This window comes from Nocardia sp. NPDC046473 (genome assembly GCF_040645995.1).
Classification (GTDB): domain Bacteria; phylum Actinomycetota; class Actinomycetes; order Mycobacteriales; family Mycobacteriaceae; genus Nocardia.
This window is the reverse complement of sequence record NZ_JBEYZJ010000008.1, coordinates 590,207-605,638: the sequence shown is the minus strand read 5'-3', so window position 1 is coordinate 605,638 and position 15,432 is coordinate 590,207. Positions and strand designations below refer to the sequence as shown.

The 15,432-nt window shown below is 65.7% G+C and carries 12 protein-coding genes; 6 read left to right on the top strand and 6 right to left on the bottom strand.

The window, feature by feature from the left end; genetic code table 11:
- Positions 1-120: 120 nt before the first annotated feature.
- Genes ABZ942_RS30270 through ABZ942_RS30260 form a run of 3 tightly spaced genes read left to right on the top strand, consistent with a single transcriptional unit; the run spans position 121 to position 2,607 of the window.
- The gene (locus tag ABZ942_RS30270) at positions 121-1,239 is read left to right on the top strand and encodes a hypothetical protein (protein WP_357387876.1); all 1,119 of its coding nucleotides are present in this window, start codon (positions 121-123) and stop codon (positions 1,237-1,239) included.
- Positions 1,236-1,526 carry a DUF5703 family protein gene (locus ABZ942_RS30265; RefSeq protein WP_357387874.1) on the top strand — a complete coding sequence of 97 codons (291 nt, stop codon included), beginning with the start codon at positions 1,236-1,238 and terminating at the stop codon, positions 1,524-1,526. Before ABZ942_RS30270 ends, ABZ942_RS30265 begins: the two co-directional genes overlap by 4 nt.
- A 4-nt stretch (positions 1,527-1,530) precedes the next feature.
- The gene (locus ABZ942_RS30260) at positions 1,531-2,607 is read left to right on the top strand and encodes a quinone-dependent dihydroorotate dehydrogenase (RefSeq protein WP_357387872.1); all 1,077 of its coding nucleotides are present in this window, start codon (positions 1,531-1,533) and stop codon (positions 2,605-2,607) included.
- Positions 2,608-2,663: 56 nt separating this feature from the next.
- Here the strand turns inward: ABZ942_RS30260 and ABZ942_RS30255 are convergent, their stop codons facing one another.
- Positions 2,664-3,044: a hypothetical protein gene (locus tag ABZ942_RS30255; RefSeq protein WP_357387870.1), complete on the bottom strand. Its 381-nt coding sequence runs from the start codon at positions 3,042-3,044 to the stop codon at positions 2,664-2,666.
- Between the two features lie 665 nt (positions 3,045-3,709).
- Between ABZ942_RS30255 and ABZ942_RS30250 the strand changes: the two genes are divergently transcribed.
- Together ABZ942_RS30250 and ABZ942_RS30245 are read left to right on the top strand one after the other, a co-directional pair.
- Complete coding sequence (locus ABZ942_RS30250) at positions 3,710-5,179, top strand: PfkB family carbohydrate kinase (RefSeq protein ID WP_357387868.1); 1,470 nt, start codon at positions 3,710-3,712, stop codon at positions 5,177-5,179.
- Positions 5,176-5,871: a GTP cyclohydrolase II gene (locus tag ABZ942_RS30245; protein ID WP_357387866.1), complete on the top strand. Its 696-nt coding sequence runs from the start codon at positions 5,176-5,178 to the stop codon at positions 5,869-5,871. The genes ABZ942_RS30250 and ABZ942_RS30245 overlap by 4 nt, the downstream gene beginning before the upstream one ends.
- A 2-nt stretch (positions 5,872-5,873) precedes the next feature.
- Here the strand turns inward: ABZ942_RS30245 and ABZ942_RS30240 are convergent, their stop codons facing one another.
- The 3 genes from ABZ942_RS30240 to ABZ942_RS30230 are packed head-to-tail and all read right to left on the bottom strand — an operon-like array spanning position 5,874 to position 11,176.
- Entirely contained in the window at positions 5,874-6,308 is a 435-nt protein-coding gene (locus tag ABZ942_RS30240; protein WP_357387864.1) for a hypothetical protein, read from the bottom strand.
- A gap of 21 nt (positions 6,309-6,329) precedes the next feature.
- The gene (locus tag ABZ942_RS30235) at positions 6,330-9,773 is read right to left on the bottom strand and encodes an alpha/beta fold hydrolase (protein WP_357387862.1); all 3,444 of its coding nucleotides are present in this window, start codon (positions 9,771-9,773) and stop codon (positions 6,330-6,332) included.
- A gap of 50 nt (positions 9,774-9,823) precedes the next feature.
- Positions 9,824-11,176 (bottom strand): hypothetical protein, encoded by a 1,353-nt coding sequence (locus ABZ942_RS30230; protein ID WP_357387860.1) that lies wholly within the window; start codon positions 11,174-11,176, stop codon positions 9,824-9,826.
- Positions 11,177-11,373: 197 nt separating this feature from the next.
- Here ABZ942_RS30230 and ABZ942_RS30225 point away from each other — a divergent pair, with 197 nt between their 5' ends.
- Entirely contained in the window at positions 11,374-13,203 is a 1,830-nt protein-coding gene (locus ABZ942_RS30225) for a long-chain fatty acid--CoA ligase (RefSeq protein ID WP_357387858.1), read from the top strand.
- Between the two features lie 125 nt (positions 13,204-13,328).
- On the opposite strand, the gene ABZ942_RS30220 is transcribed toward ABZ942_RS30225, so the two are convergent.
- Both ABZ942_RS30220 and ABZ942_RS30215 read right to left on the bottom strand, forming a co-directional pair.
- Complete coding sequence (locus ABZ942_RS30220; protein WP_357387856.1) at positions 13,329-13,871, bottom strand: YbhB/YbcL family Raf kinase inhibitor-like protein; 543 nt, start codon at positions 13,869-13,871, stop codon at positions 13,329-13,331.
- A 14-nt stretch (positions 13,872-13,885) separates the two neighbouring features.
- Positions 13,886-15,247, bottom strand: a complete 1,362-nt coding sequence (locus tag ABZ942_RS30215; protein WP_357387854.1) for a M20/M25/M40 family metallo-hydrolase — start codon at positions 15,245-15,247, stop codon at positions 13,886-13,888.
- Positions 15,248-15,432 lie beyond the last annotated feature (185 nt).

Genomic DNA, 15,432 nt, shown 5'->3' with positions numbered 1-15,432 from the left:
CTGCATCACCAACATTCTCCCCCAGCCGCCACCCCGGTACGCCGTGATGTTGCGCCATCATGGTCAGATGGTGGAGTTGCGGTGAATCGTCGGTAGCAGTCGGTAGAAGGAGTTCGGTGGATGCGCCCTCGCGGCTGGGTTCGATTGGCGGCGTTCGCGGGTTCCGCTGTGGTTGCGTCCCGCAACCAAAGACTCCGCGTCCCCACGGTGCTCGTCGGAGTAGCGGCACTGGCCCTGCTGACCGGCTGCTCCAACAGCCCCGACAGTGACAACCTGCCCACCAGAGATCCGGCCACCGCCGCGGTCTCGCCCACCGACACGCCGCGTCCCGCGGGCGACGTCACACGACTGTCCAGCCCCGTCCGCGCACTGCTGACCGAGCAAAGCACCGGCGAGATCGCCGCCCTCGATGCCAGCACCGACACCAGCACCGTGCTGTTCCTCATCGACCCGACGACCCTCGGCCACACCGACCCCAACGGCGTTCCCGACGCCGGCGTCCGCGCCCTGTCACTGTCGGCCCGCGGCGCGAGCCTCTCGCAAGGCAAGCCGGGCGAACTGCTGGTCGCCGCGCCCAACCGGATCTTCCGCATCAACATCACGGCTCACTCCGTCAGCGAGATCCCGTTCGACGGTGACGCCAGGTCGGTGCAGCGCCGTGACGACGGCACCCTGCTCGTCGGCACCGCCGACGGCAAGGTCCGCACCCTGGCCGCCGACGGCAAGGTCACCCACACGATCACCGGCCTCGCCTCCGCCGACGCGCTCGCCCTGACCGAGGGCCACGTGTCCGTCCTGGACCGCCGCCAAACCTCCGTCACCGAGATCGAGCTGGGCAAAGACGACCTCGGCCTGGCCCTGCGCGCGGGCGACGGCGCCACCAACATGATCGCCGACCACTTCGGCCGGATCATCGTCACCGACAGCACCGGCGGCGAACTCTTGGTCTTCAGCGCCGGACCTCTCGTCCTGCGTCAGCGGTTCCCGGTAAACTCTTCGCCTTACGCGCTTGCCTACGATCAGCGGTCCGACACCGTGTGGGTGACGTGCACGCAGAGCAACGAAGTCGTCGGATTCGATCTGTCGACAGGTATACCGACAGAAGTGGGCCGCTACCCGACGGTGCGGCAGCCGAACTCGGTAACCATCGATCAGCGCACCGGGGACATGTTCGTCGGATCCGCCGTCGGCGACGGCCTGCAGCGGATCCGCGCGGACGATCGGAAGAGAGGCCAATGATGACTCCGGCAACGCGCGCAGACGACGACCCCGCATCACCACGCGAGCAGCGAGCGCGGCGCAAAGCACTGCCCGCTGGTTGGGAAACCACCAGCGACGACTACGAATACGTGCCGCTGCGGCTGCCACCCGAGGTGACCAGGGTGACCGCGTCCATGCGGCTGGCCATCCAGGCCGAGTTCGGCGGCTGGGAACTGTCCCGCGTGCGGGCCTATACCGACGGTAGCCGCCGGGTGCTGCTGCGCCGCCGAAAAACCGCGCTACCCCAGCCCGAACCGGGAATGTGAGCTGATGTACGCCCTGCTATTACGCCTGATGTTTCTGGTCCCGCCGGAACGCATCCACCACCTGGCCTTCGCGACGATGCGCGTGGCCGCTCGCCTCGCGCCCACCCGCTGGGTGATGACCAAGCTACTCGTCACCGACGATCCCATCCTGCGCAACACCGCGTTCGGCATCGACTTCCCGGCGCCGGTCGGCCTGGCCGCCGGTTTCGACAAGAATGCCGACGGCGTCGACGCCTGGGCGCCACTGGGTTTCGGTTTCGCCGAGATCGGCACCGTCACCGCTCAGGCCCAGCCCGGCAATCCCGCGCCGCGACTGTTCCGGCTGCCCGCCGACCACGCCCTGATCAACCGCATGGGCTTCAACAACTTCGGCGCCGCGGCCGCCGCCGAACACCTGCGCGGCCGCCGCGGTGACGTGCCGATCGGCGCGAATATCGGCAAGACCAAAATCGTCGAACCCGCCGACGCCGCAGGCGATTACGCGATCAGCGCGGCCCTGCTCGGCCCGCTCGCCGATTTCGTCGTCGTGAACGTCAGCTCCCCCAACACTCCCGGCCTGCGCGACCTGCAGGCCGTCGAATCGCTGCGCCCGCTGCTGCAGGCTGTGCTCGACAGCGTCCAGGTGCCGGTCCTGGTGAAGATCGCCCCCGACCTGTCCGACGACGATATCGACGCCGTCGCCGACCTCGCCGTCGAACTCGGCCTCGCCGGAATCGTCGCCACCAACACCACCATTCGCCGCGACGGCCTGCGCACGCCCGCCGACGAGGTCACCGCCATGGGCGCAGGCGGCCTCTCCGGCGCCCCCGTGGCCGACCGCTCGCTCGACGTGCTGCGCCGCCTCTACCGCCGCGTCGGCGACCGCCTCGTCCTCATCTCCGTCGGCGGCATCGAAACCGCCGACCAGGCCTGGGAACGCATCCGCGCGGGCGCCACCCTGCTGCAGGGCTACACCGGTTTCATCTACGGCGGCCCCTTCTGGACCCGCAAAATCCACCGCGGCCTCGCACAACGCCTGCGCGCCAACGGGTATCAGAGCATCGCCGACGCTATCGGCGCCGAGCACACCGCCAACGCCTGATCGCAGCGCCGCCGCCGACCGACGAACCGCCGCCGGTCGGCGCATTCGAGTTCCAGTTATCCGAGCACGTACGGCGGATCGATGACACGCCCGTAGGATCGGCCTCGACGGTCGATCCGTTCATCCGGCATCGTCTCGGCCGGCGGCACCAAACGCGCCGCCATCCGCTGCGCGATCAGCAGCACCGCGTCGGTGGTGGTCAGGCCCAGTTCGCTGGCGTAGCCGTCCATCCGAGCCAGCGCCGTCGGATCGTCCACAGCCCGCGGATCGCCGAGCAGTTCGTCGAGTTCCATTCCGGCAAGCGCCTGCTCACGGGACAATTCTCGGTCCGGCAGCCAGCTCAGTCGCCACACCTCGCTGGTCGAATCCGCGACCCGATGGGCGGATTCAGGGGTCCTGTCGCTGGTCATCAACCAGGCCGTCACGTCTATGGTCACGACGTTCCTCCTGTCGTGCATCCGGTGTGCAGTCGAAGACTGGGGTGCTGCACGGTGGTTCCCCGTTGTTCGGCGCGCGCCGCGCCGCGCGGCCCCGTTCGGAGGAGGTGAACGGAAACCGCGCCGAGACGCCGACGCCCCGCTTTCGGGGATGCGCCGAGTCTCGGCCGAAGGTGCAGTTGTTCGAAGAATCAGGCTCGTCACCAGGCCCTCCCGCGTACCTGGCGGGGCGATCGAATCGCCAATTCCAGTGTGGCACTTGCCGTTCTCAGTGGTCAATTGCCTATGTTCATCGATAGTTGACGGTCCGTCCGCTCACTAAACCTCCTATCGTGAACAGCCGAACGAACGACGACGGCTACAACCCTATGGAGCGCGGATCTCAACTATGGCTCCACCGGATTCCAGGACGGTTGCCGTACACGATGTTTCGACTCGCTGAGCAAACTGCCCGGCCATCCTGAGCGGCGCGCCCTCCCCGAGCTGCGGCCTTGCCAACCCAGTGTGGCATTTGCCCTATCGAACCGTCAATTGCCGTTGTAGGTTGGTGATTGACGGTTTTCCTGCGGGGGATAAACACCGGTTACGGCTATCGCCAGTGCAGGCCCCCCCCAGCAACGACGACCAGGGAGGTTGAGACGGCCGTGATCCCACAGGACTCGGGAATGGTTGCCGTTCGCAACATCCTCACGCGTCTGGGCAAGCGCTCCGGGTTGAGCTCGGATCGCTTGCGCACCACCGAGATCGATGTCGATCCCTTACTCGGTCTACCGGCCGTCCGCAGGCACGCACAGCGAGTAGGGATAGAACGCGAGGAAGCGGTGCTGCCCGTGGTTCGCGAGCTGGCCCGTCAGCTGAGCCCCTCATCGCTGGTGATCGTCGACGCGGTCCTGGCACTGGGCTTGCTGCGTGAAATACCGGACGCCGGAATCGATTTCGAGCACCTTTACGCCCCCGACCTGGGCGAGCGCCGCGAGTATCTGGCCGAGCAGTGGATGCTGCTGCACACCGCACTGCGGGTCGACCACGTGCCGCCCGCGCCATCGGTACGGTCGTTGCGCGGCAGTCACGAATGGCGCGCCTTCAGCGAACTGGCGGCGCTGGTCGCCAACGAATCGATCTACAACGCCGGACCAGCACATCCCGGCCACTCCCTGCCGATGCCGGACGTTGTTGAGCCACCGACGGTTCCGGGTACCGTCACGGTATTCGGCGACGCCGTGATCGACCACATCTATCGCGTCGACCACATCCCGGAGGTTGGCACTTCCGCCCCCGGCAACTTCGCCGAACATCCGGGCGGCAAAGGTCTCAACCGCGCCGTGGCCGCCGCCCGGCTTGGGCTGCGCGTCCAGTTGATCACAGCGATCGGCGATGACAACGCGGGCCGGCGGATCCTGGACTATCTGTGCAGCGAGAACGTCGACACCAGCCTGGTGAAGGTCGTACCCGACGCGCCGACCCCGGTGACCGGGCTATTGGTCACGAGCACAGGCGCCGCGAGCACTATCGGCTGCCGGGACTACCGCATTCGGTTGAGTGCCCAAGATTTGCGCAGTCCGGTGATTCGCGCCGCCATCGAGAAGTCGGATGCGGTGCTACTGACCTTTGAACAACCCCGTCCGATAATCGAGCAGGTGATGTCCGCGGTGCGGCGGATGGATGACCGACCGCTGCTCGTCGTCCATCCGGCGCCGCCGGTGGATTTGCCGCAGTATCTCTACCAACATCTCGACGTGGTGGACTGTCTCGTGGGGACCAGCACGGACCTCGCCGCGATGGTGCCGGGGACGAATACCATCTCCGCTGCGGACACCGCGCTGCGGCTGCGTGCCCTCGGCGTCCGCTCGGTATGCGCAGTCGAGGAGTTCCATTGCACGGTCTGGTCGGACCGGGTCAACGCCGAGATTCCGCCGTTCCCAGCCGCTCTCGAAGACTCCCCCGGTGCGCAAGCTGCCTTCGCCGCTGCGCTGGTATACCGTCTCGTTTCGACCCACCGCCCCGCCGACGGAGACGACTACGTCTGGGCGACCGCAGCGATGGTGACTACTCAGTCGTTCGGGGATGTGCCTGAGGCGATGCCGTCCATCAGCGATATCGACCGCATCGTCAGACTTGGTTCGGAGGAACATTGACCACATGGCCCTACCGCTTTGCCGAGACCCAGCACCAGTTCACACGCAAGAAGATCGCCCTGCCGCTCAGGGTGGTAGAACTCGATGACGCGACCGAGCGTGGGCATCTACTGGTTTTCGGTGACGTCACCGACGGTTGCCTAGTCCGGATCCATTCACGCTGTCTCTACAGCGAAGCATTGGGCTCCGAAGACTGCGACTGCGGGCCAGAGCTGGATACCGCACTGGATTATATCCAGGCCGCTGGCTGCGGTGTCCTGGTCTATCTCGAGCAAGAGGGACGCGGCTGCGGACTGGTCGCGAAGGCGCGTGGATACCGATACAGCGAACAGCATTCCACCGACAGTTTCACCAGCTACGTGGCGCTGGGCTACCCCGTCGATGCGCGCACCTTCGAGGTTGCGGCACGTGGTCTGCTCGACCTCGGTCTGCACTCGGTCACGTTGCTGACCAACAACCCCGACAAGATCGGTACGCTCCGTGACAACGGCCTGAATGTAATTGTCGCACCGCTCATCACGCCGGCGCGCAGCGATCGTGCCCAAGCCTATCTAGAGGCGAAGCGGATCCATCGCGGACATATCCTGCCCGCGCCCGATCCACTCACGACGTTCGATCCGGTATTCCCGCTGCCACCCGAAGAAAGCCAGGCGGGCGACGACACCGCGATCGGCGACCCGAATACCGAGTGACCTCACTCCACCGCGTATTTCCGATCCCGAATATCCAATTGCTCCGTGAACCGCAGGTAGTAGCCGAACGGATCGATCACCCGGAAGTCCTTGATCCCCCAATCCCGCGGTTTGAGCGGGCTCGCCACACACCCTTCGTCGCTGACCCGCCCGAACTGATGCTCGATGTCGGCGACCATCACGACGACCTCGACTCCGTAACCGCGCGTGGTGGATTCGGGAAACTTCCGAAAGTAACTCTGTTCGTAGACGTATTCGTTGCCACACCAGAAACACAACACGTTGTTCTCGAGCTGCACCACCAGGTAGCCCTTCTTCCCCTCGGGCGCACGCTCCCACACCACCTCGAAGCCGAGGCCGGTGTAGAACTCGCGGACCGGCCCGAAATCCGGGACATGGAGTTCGACGACCGTCCCTACAGTCGGGGTCTCTTGCATCGGACTCGTCCTTTCCCGTCGTCAGAGCCACAGCCGTAGCTGACCCAGATTTGCCGCGATCAGCCGGTTCGACAGACCTGCGTTCAGGAAGTCGTCGCGACTCTCCAAACCGGTCAGCACAGCGATGAACGCCAGGTTGTTGCCTTCGGCCATCCGGAAGTCCCGCACGCTGTCACCGACGCACACGATCGACCTCCGATCGATACCACGCTCGGTGAGGCCGCGAAGTGGATCGCGCAGCACCTGCGGGTCCGGCTTGTGCACCTCGGACTGTTCGGAGCCGTAGATCTCCGCCTCATCGAAGAATCGGTCCAACCCGAGCGCGACCAGGTCCTGCACGATGAGGTCGTGGCTACCGGAGCCGACGATGACCCGCTCGATACCGCGCCGATGTAGTTCTTCGACACAGGGTTTCGCACCGGGTGCGGGGATCGGCTTCTCGTCATCCATCGCTCGCCGGTACGCCGTCTTGTAGGAGGCGGCGTCGAGCGTCGGCACGATCGACGCGATCAGCGCGTCGAACGGCAACCCCCATGCCGAACGGATGGTTTCCACCGCCAGGTCGACCCCGAACGTGGCCGCGGTTCTCCGCAGCACCGCCCAGCGTGCTGTGGCGGTCGCCGCGATGGTGTCGTCGAAATCGAGGACGATCGCACGGCATCGTTCGAGCAGCCGAGCGATATTGGGCGCCTGCTCCGAGGACTGTGCGTCGGGCAGATTGTCGAGCAGCAGCTGAGCTTCGGCCACCATCTCTCTTACCCCCAGTCGCGCGAAAGTCTCACTGGCAGCCACAGCATGCGCTCTAGCGGAGGCGTATTCACGGTCCAGCACATCGATCTTCGCCAGGCCGAGATCGCATCGTCCTTGGCTCGACAAGCGACCGACCTGGTCTGCCAGCCGTAGCCCTCGTTCGAACAGCGGCCGGGCCCGCCGATTGTCACCCGACTCGTAGAACGTATTCGCCAGATGACTCAGTGATACCGACGCACCTTCGACCGCACCCATCTCGTCGTCGAGGCGCAGCGCCTCCTCGAATCGTTCTCGCGCGGTAGCGATCTCGCCTTCGCGCATCGCGCAAACGCCCAATTCGACCAGTGTCGCCGCTCGGCCTTCGTCGTCGGCGGTCAGCGGCGCGACATCGAGAATTCGATGGAAAAGCGCACGGGCCGTGCCGTATTCGCCAGTACACGAAGCGATATGACCGCGCAGGCGAAAGGTTTCGCGGCGGTCTTCGTCGCTCGCGTCGACCGGCAACGCCGCTTCGCTCTGCTCGGCGCATCGCTCAGCGTCGGCATACTGGCCGAGCCACACATACACGCGGCCGATGAGCGCAAACTGTCGCGCGCGGGAGACCGCTTCGTCCGCCAATACTGCTGCCCGAACGGCGTTTTCGCAGAGCATGATGCGATCCCGCCAGTAACCCCGACCCCACAGATAACCCGCCGTCGACTCGGCGAACTCGATGACCGTCAGATAATCCGCGTGCTCCGTCGCTTGTTCGAACGCTGTCCGCGCGAACGCCAGGATGTTCTCGCGTTCGGTATCCAGGACACCGACCAACTCGGGGGCGGTGTAGAGCCCCGAATGTTCGGACACGAACGAACGGTAGTAGTCGATGAGCCGTTTCTCGATGTGCGCTTTACGATCTGGCGCGGAGTCGAGCTGGCGCAGCACGTAGGCCCGAGTCAGTGGATGCAGCCGAAGTCTGGCCGCTCGATCGGGGCCGATGTCGGAGATCTCGACGAGCAAGGACTCCACCACCTCCCTGATCACCCGTCGCGGGTCACCGCCGTGCGGGAGCAGGACATATTCCACCGCCGCACGAGAGGCCGTCGTCGGATGCAACGCCACGGCCGTGACGAGAGTGCGCGCATCGTCGTTCGCGGTGAGGATCTCGTTCCATGATCGGTCGTAGATCGCATCGAAGAGGTCGCTTTCGGTCGCCTCCCGCAACCGCACCGTCATCGAACGCAGATCGTCGCCTCCGTAACGCATCTGTCCCGCCGTCAGCCGGATGGCCAAGGGATTACCGCCGGTCGCGTCCAGGTACTCGCGGCGCAACGCGCTGTCCCCCACAACAACTCCGGGGATTCCGAGACGTCGGCTCTCCGCCATGATCAGGTCTTCCCGCGCGACCTCGTCGAGGCCACCGACGTCGACCTCCCACGCGTCGGGCGAGTACCGCGAGCGCGACGTGATGAGCACCTTGCTCTTGGCGGGATCGATCTTCGAGAGGAACTCGCGAATCGCCTGGTCCCGGACGTTGTCGAAGTTGTCGAGGACAACAAGACAGCTCCCGCTGTTGAGGTGCTCGAGCGCGCGGGTCGCTTTCTCCGGCATCGAAAGCGCGCGCAGGTAGGGGTAGTCCATGACGCGCGAGATGGCGTCGATCAATGAGTCCAGCGTCAGCGCACCGGACGTCGGGTCACACCAGATGATGGTGTCGAAACCAGGAGTGGTTGCTGGCACGGTCCCGGTGAGCTGCCACGCGATGCGGTTGGCCAATGCGGTCTTGCCCATGCCGCCCAGACCCGATATCGATACCACCCGATTCGGTGCGGCAAGCCCGTCGAGTGCCCGCTGAGATTCCACCTCGCGGTCGAAGAAGGCGCCGGCCGGTGGCGTCACATTGTGCCGAACCATAGCGGCGGCAGGAGGTCCCGATTCTGGTGCCGACTCCACCGGCGCAGTGCTGCCGCGAGACGGTTCACAGGGCATCGGTTTGGTCGGCTCAGTCATCGGTGTGTCTACGTGCCCCGGTACCGCGAGCGCCGCAAGGAGATGGTGCTTCAGGGTCTTGAAGGTTCGTGATTCCGCGGAATCGGCATGCAGGATCGATGAGTGATTGCCTGGCAACGCGCCACCTTTGCGGAAGGCTGCGCGCGCCGAGGTGGGCGTGACGACCTTGTCGCTCGTCCCCGCGTAGGAGTAAATCGGGATGGGGCAGTTGTAGGCATCGATTCGCGGCGCGTCCTGGATGCGGTCACGGACGGTTTTCTGAGCTTCTGTCACGTATTCGTTGATCGGCCGCAGTTCCGACTCTTGCGGATGCCTCCAGAAGATGGCCCCTCGGCGTAGCAATCGTGCGAAGTCCGACCCGGAGTTCGGACATGCGAGCATGACGATCGTCTTGATTCGCGTCAACTCCAGCGCCAGACCGGCATTCGCCATTCTCGCCAGGTATCGCTGAACGATGAGTCCGCCCTGACTGTGGCTGACGAGAACAACCTTCTCGTATCCCGCGACATCGACCTCGAGATAGGTCTTCAGCGAATCGGCGATCACGTTGTACCCGGGAATGGCCTGCAACGGATTCAGCTCGACCTTGGGACTGTCGTACTCCATGCAGAACACGTCGAACTCCCGGTCGAGCAGTACATCCTCGGCAATCCGGGCCACGATACTGGACCAGGTGCTCGGCGAGGAAAACAGGCCATGCACGAAAACAACTGCGGCACCACGCATCACCGATCACCCCCCTGCACCATGACGCACCGGATTAGACGACCACCGACTCATTCGTGACCCCCTTCACGCGGCGGATCAGTTTCGATCCAATGACCACGGCGTTGCTTTGCTCGCATATAGGGTTCGGCCGCCTCCGAAACCGGAACCACCAGGCGAACGACGGTGACGTAGATCCCGCGATCACGAAGTGCCTTGACTTTCAAGGGATTATTGGTGAGCAGCCGAATATCGGTCAAGCCGCGGGCGAGCAGAAAATCGGCGGCATGGTCATATGATCGCGCGTCGGGCGGGATGCCGAGCAGTTCATAGGTCTCGAATGTGTCGCGATCAATCAGCTGGCTCAGCTGATGCGCCCTGGCCTTCTGCAGCAGCCCGGCACCACGACCTTCCTGCTCCAGGTAGAGCAGCACTCCGGCACCCTCATGCTGGATCAGATCGATCGATCTCGACAGCTGCCCCGCGCAATCACATCCGTCGATGCCGAGTGATTCACCGTAGAAACAGCGCGAATGCAGGCGGACCAAGCATTTCGGCCCGGCGGCGCCGAACTCGACGGCGTAACCGCTGTCCGGGCCGGAATGACCGACGGTGTGCACCGTGACGTCGATCGCTTCGGCGTGCCGGACGATCTGGTGCACGAACTCGCCCGCGGGCCCTGCACCCGCCGCTAACGGCCTGTCCCACAATAGTTCCACCAAACGATCGACCCGATCCGCCATCCCTTGCGCGGTATCCGAAATCGCACTCGACACCGTTGCCGCCGCCAACGCCCATTCGACGTCCGAAGCCTCGAGTGGGGCCGCACCGACAGTCGCTCGAAGCGCCAATGCCGCGGCGAGCGTATCCGTCAACAGTCGCGGATCGCGACCGTCGATCCGCGGGCGCTCAGATTTTCCGGCGTGCGTATATATGGCACAAGAACTTTCGCTTGTCGTGCAGACCGCACGTACGCCCGAGGCGACCAGGCTCTCCGCCGAACCGGTAGCCAGGTGCGCGATTTCGGCCTCGGTGCCGACCACGCAATGGATCGAGCTTGCATAGTCGCGTAGCGCTGCCGGTTCGACGCAGTTCTCGGAGGCACGCACCAGCACGATGCCTGGACTATCCGAGTTCCGGATGCGCTCCAACGTGGCGATCACCGACTCGAACGGCGGTGCCAGCGTCACGATCGTTACATCGGTCCGCGCGATAGCTGCCGCGCCGTCGTCCGCGAAATCGGTCACGAATTGCACATCGAACCCGAACCGCGCCATCACCCCTGCCAGCCCGATCCCGCTGGATGCCGTCTCGACTTCCGTTGCAGGAGTGGCGAACCCAGACGTATCAGCATCGACCGTCCGCCCGACAACGGTCGCGGAGAACCCCGAACCGGCAGCCGGCTCCCGCCCACTCCCCGTCATCGACCCAGGTTATCCGCTCCGGGTACGTCGGCGGGTCAGAAGGCCACTTCCCGAGTAAGCCGCACCACTACCCGCACGACCTGGCTACCATGAGTGAGCCGCGCCACTCCTGGCGCGCCGACCCGTTCGGGTCTCGAACCGCCCGCGTGCGGATGCCGTGAGGCGCGGTTCATTGTATGGATATCGGGAACAGGGATATGACGACAGACATCGGCTATTCGCACAAATCGGGCAAAACGGTCTACACGGTGCCGGAGGCGTTCCAGGAGACCCTGACGATGCGGCCGGAGCAGGTCGCGTTGCGGACCGTCGGCGGGACACAGCAGATCACCTGGCGGCAGTTCGGGGAGCGGGTGCGCGCGATCGCGGCGGGGCTGGCCGCGCTCGGGGTCGGGCGCGGCGACACCGTCGGCATCATGCTCACCAACCGGCCCGAGTTCAACCTGGTCGACACCGCCGCGTTGCACCTGGGCGCCACCCCGTTCTCGATCTACAACACCAGCTCGTCGGAGCAGATCAGCCACCTGTTCACCAACGCGGCGAACAAAGTCGTTGTGACAGAACAGGTTTTTCTGGACAAGGTCACCGGCGCGGGTGTCGAGCTCGCGCACATCATCCTGGTCGACGGGCCGGCCGCGGGCACCATCACCCTGGCCGAGGTCGAGGCGAACCCGGCCGCCGACTTCGATTTCGAGGCGACCTGGCGCGCGGTCCAACCCGACGATCTGGCCACCCTGATCTACACCTCGGGCACCACGGGCCCGTCCAAGGGCGTCGAGGTCACCCACCGCAACGTGCTCGCCCAGGTGATAGCGCTGGTGAACGGACCACTGCCGGTCGGCTTCGACGATCGTGCCGTCTCCTACCTGCCCGCCGCACACGTCGCCGACCGCATCTCCTGCCATGCCATGAACCTGACCACCGGCGTCCAGGTGACCACCGTGCCGGACCCGCGCGAGGTCGCCGCCGCACTGCCCGACGCCCGCCCGACCACCTTCTTCGGGGTGCCGCGGGTATGGCAGAAGATCAAGGTCGGCATCGAGGGCAAGCTCGCCGCCGAACCGAGCGGCGTGAAGAAGGCGCTGGCCGCCTGGGCCATCGAGACCGGAATGGCCGCGGCCCGAGCCGATCTCGCGGGCAAAGGCCGCGGCCCGATCCTCGCGGTGCAGCACAAACTGGCCGACGCGCTGGTGCTGTCGAAGCTGCGGCACGCCATGGGCCTCGACGAGTTGCACGTGCCCGCCTCCGGTGCCGCGCCGATCCCGGCGGAGACCCTGGAGTACTTCCTCGGCCTCGGCTTCCCGATGAGCGAGGTGTGGGGCATGTCCGAAACCACCGGCGTCGGCACCTTCACCGAGAAGGCCAAGCCGCGCCCCGGCTCGGTCGGCCGCCCGGTCGACGGCATGGAACTGCGACTCGACACCGACGGCGAGGTGCTGGTGCGCGGGCCCATCGTGACCCGCGGCTACCGCAACATGCCCGCGCAGACGGCCGAGGCCATCGACGACGACGGCTGGCTGCACACCGGCGACATCGGCACCCTCGACCCTGACGGCTACCTGCGCATCGTGGACCGCAAGAAGGAACTGATCATCAGCGAGGCGGGCAAGAACATCGCGCCGAGCAACGTCGAGAATGCGGTGAAGGCCGCCTCCTCGCTGATCGGCCAGGTCGTCGCGGTCGGCGACGCCAAGCCCTACATCGCCGCGCTGATCGTGCTCGATCCCGACGTTGCGGCGTTGCGCGCCAAGGAGTTCGACGCCACCGACGCCGATGTGGCGACGCTGGCGACCCGCCAGGAGATCGTGGACGAGGTGCTCGCCGCGGTGCAGGCGGGCAACGTCAAGCTCTCGCGAGTAGAGCAGATCAAGCGCTTCACCATCATCGGCGCGGTCTGGGAGCCGGGCGGCGACGAGCTGACCCCGAAAATGTCCCTCAAGCGGAACCCGATCGCCGCCAAGTACGCCCCCGAAATCGCGTCGCTGTACGCAAAGGAACTGTCGGACACAGTCATCACCGTCAAATAACGCCCGAAGGCGACCTCCACCCCGGCTGAACGGATGAAGGTCGCCTTCGGTCGGCAAGCCCGAATCGACTGAAGGGCACCTTCGGTTGGTCTGGCGTGCTGAAGGTGACCTTCGGTCGGGAGGGGTTACTTCTGCTCGTAGGTACCCACGATGGTCGCGCGCGCGATGGCGTGCGAGAACAGGTTGAAACCGAGGTAGGCGGGGGTGGCGGAACCATCGATGCCGAGGCTCTCGACGTCCACCGCGTGCACCACGATGAAGTAGCGGTGGTAGCCGTGTCCGGGCGGCGGTGCCGCGCCGACGAATCCGGCGAACCCGCCGTCGTTACGCAACGAGACCGCCCCGTTCGGCAGTGCGCCGCCCTCCTCGCCGCTGCCCGCGCCGCTGGGCAGCGAGGTCACCCCGAGCGGGATATCGGCGACCGCCCAGTGCCAGAACCCGGCCGCTGTCGGCGCGTCCGGGTCGTACACGGTCACCGTGAAACTCTTTGTCTCCGCGGGGAATCCGGACCAGGACAGCTGCGGCGAGACGTCCTTGCCGCCCGCGCCGAACACGCCGCTGACCTGATCGTTGCCGAGCGGCTGACCGTCGGTGACATCCGCGGAGGTCAGCGTGAACGACGGCAACTGTGGCAGCGCCTCGTAGGGATTGAAGGAGTAGTCGGGCACGGATTGTCCTTTCGTCAGCTGTTCAGCAGGAAGTGTTCCAGCACCCGGGTGCCGAATTCGAGCGCTTCCACGGGAACTCGTTCGTCGACACCGTGGAACAGCGCGGTGAAGTCGAGCTCCGGCGGCAGCTGCAGCGGCGCGAAGCCGAAGCAGCGAATACCCAAGCGGGCGAACGCCTTCGCGTCGGTGCCGCCCGAAAGCATGTAGGGCACAGTGCGACCCTGCGGATCGTGCGCGAGGATGGCGTCGTTCATCGCGTCGACCAGGTGACCGTCGAATGTTGTTTCGTACGAGTCGAGTTTGGTGATCCACTCGCGCTCGACGTCCGGGCCGATCAGCTCGTCCACCTCGCGCTCGAACGCAGCCTGCCGACCGGGCACCACGCGGCAGTCGATCACAGCCTCCGCGGTCTGCGGGATCACGTTCGCCTTGTATCCCGCCTGCAGCATGGTCGGATTCGCCGTATCACGCAGCGTCGCACCGATAATGCGGGAGATGGTCCCCAGCTTGGCCAGCTGGCCCTCGATGTCGGGACTGGCCGGATCGAACTCCAGCCCGGTCTCCTCGGCGACGGCGGCCAGGAACTCGGTCACCGAATCCGACATCACCACGGGGAAGGTGTGTTTGCCCAGCCGCGCGACCGCGGCGGCCAGAATGGTGACCGCGTTGTCCTCGTGCAGGAACGAGCCGTGACCGGCACGGGCCTTGGCGCGCAACCGCATCCAGCCGAGCCCTTTCTCGGCCGTCTCCACCAGATACAGCCTGCGCTCGGTGCCGTCCGGCCGCGGCACAGTCAGCGAGAAGCCGCCGACCTCACCGACCGCCTCGGTGATCCCCTCGAACAGATCGGGCCGGTTGTCCACCAGCCACTGCGACCCCCACTTGCCGCCGTTCTCCTCGTCGGCCAGGAACGCGAACACGATATCGCGCGGCGGCACCGTCCCCTCGAGCTTGAACTGGCGGGCGATCGCCAGCATCATCCCGACCATGTCCTTCATATCGATGGCGCCGCGCCCCCACACGTAACCATCGCGCACCGCACCCGAAAACGGGTGCACACTCCAGTCGGCCGCCTCAGCGGGGACCACATCCAGGTGTCCATGCATCATCAGCGCGCCCCGGCTGGAGTCGGCGCCCTTCAGCCGCGCGAACACATTCCCGCGCCCCGGCGCGCCCGACTCCACATACTCGGTCGTATACCCGGCCTGGTGCAGTTGCTCGGCCACCCATTCCGCGCATTCGCGCTCCCCCTTGGTGGTTGCCAGCTCGCCAGTGTTGGAGGTATCGAACCGGATCAGCGCGCTGACCAGGTCCACCACCTCATCGACCGCGCGAGAGCTGCTGTTGGGGACTGATCCTTCGACAGTTGTGGACACGTACCCTTTCCTACCACCTGTCCCGACCCGAGCCGTCCACTCCCTCCCGCCGCGCCAGCGTGGCCCCGCCGGGACGACACAGCGTACGGTGCCGATCGCCGGGTCCGCAGGGGTCAGCATCATGATGATCGGAACGCCCCGCCGTCAGCCGCATGCTCGACTACTCGCGAGCCGAGACCGATTCG

What these genes read in the sequence shown, in the direction of transcription:
- ABZ942_RS30270 (WP_357387876.1), top strand. Translation starts at nt 121, where the DNA reads ATGCGCCCTCGCGGCTGGGTTCGATTGGCGGCGTTCGCGGGTTCCGCT.
- ABZ942_RS30265 (WP_357387874.1), top strand. Translation starts at nt 1,236, where the DNA reads ATGATGACTCCGGCAACGCGCGCAGACGACGACCCCGCATCACCACGC.
- ABZ942_RS30260 (WP_357387872.1), top strand. Translation starts at nt 1,531, where the DNA reads ATGTACGCCCTGCTATTACGCCTGATGTTTCTGGTCCCGCCGGAACGC.
- ABZ942_RS30250 (WP_357387868.1), top strand. Translation starts at nt 3,710, where the DNA reads ATGGTTGCCGTTCGCAACATCCTCACGCGTCTGGGCAAGCGCTCCGGG.
- ABZ942_RS30240 (WP_357387864.1), bottom strand. Translation starts at nt 6,308, where the DNA reads ATGCAAGAGACCCCGACTGTAGGGACGGTCGTCGAACTCCATGTCCCG.
- ABZ942_RS30235 (WP_357387862.1), bottom strand. Translation starts at nt 9,773, where the DNA reads ATGCGTGGTGCCGCAGTTGTTTTCGTGCATGGCCTGTTTTCCTCGCCG.
- ABZ942_RS30230 (WP_357387860.1), bottom strand. Translation starts at nt 11,176, where the DNA reads ATGACGGGGAGTGGGCGGGAGCCGGCTGCCGGTTCGGGGTTCTCCGCG.
- ABZ942_RS30225 (WP_357387858.1), top strand. Translation starts at nt 11,374, where the DNA reads ATGACGACAGACATCGGCTATTCGCACAAATCGGGCAAAACGGTCTAC.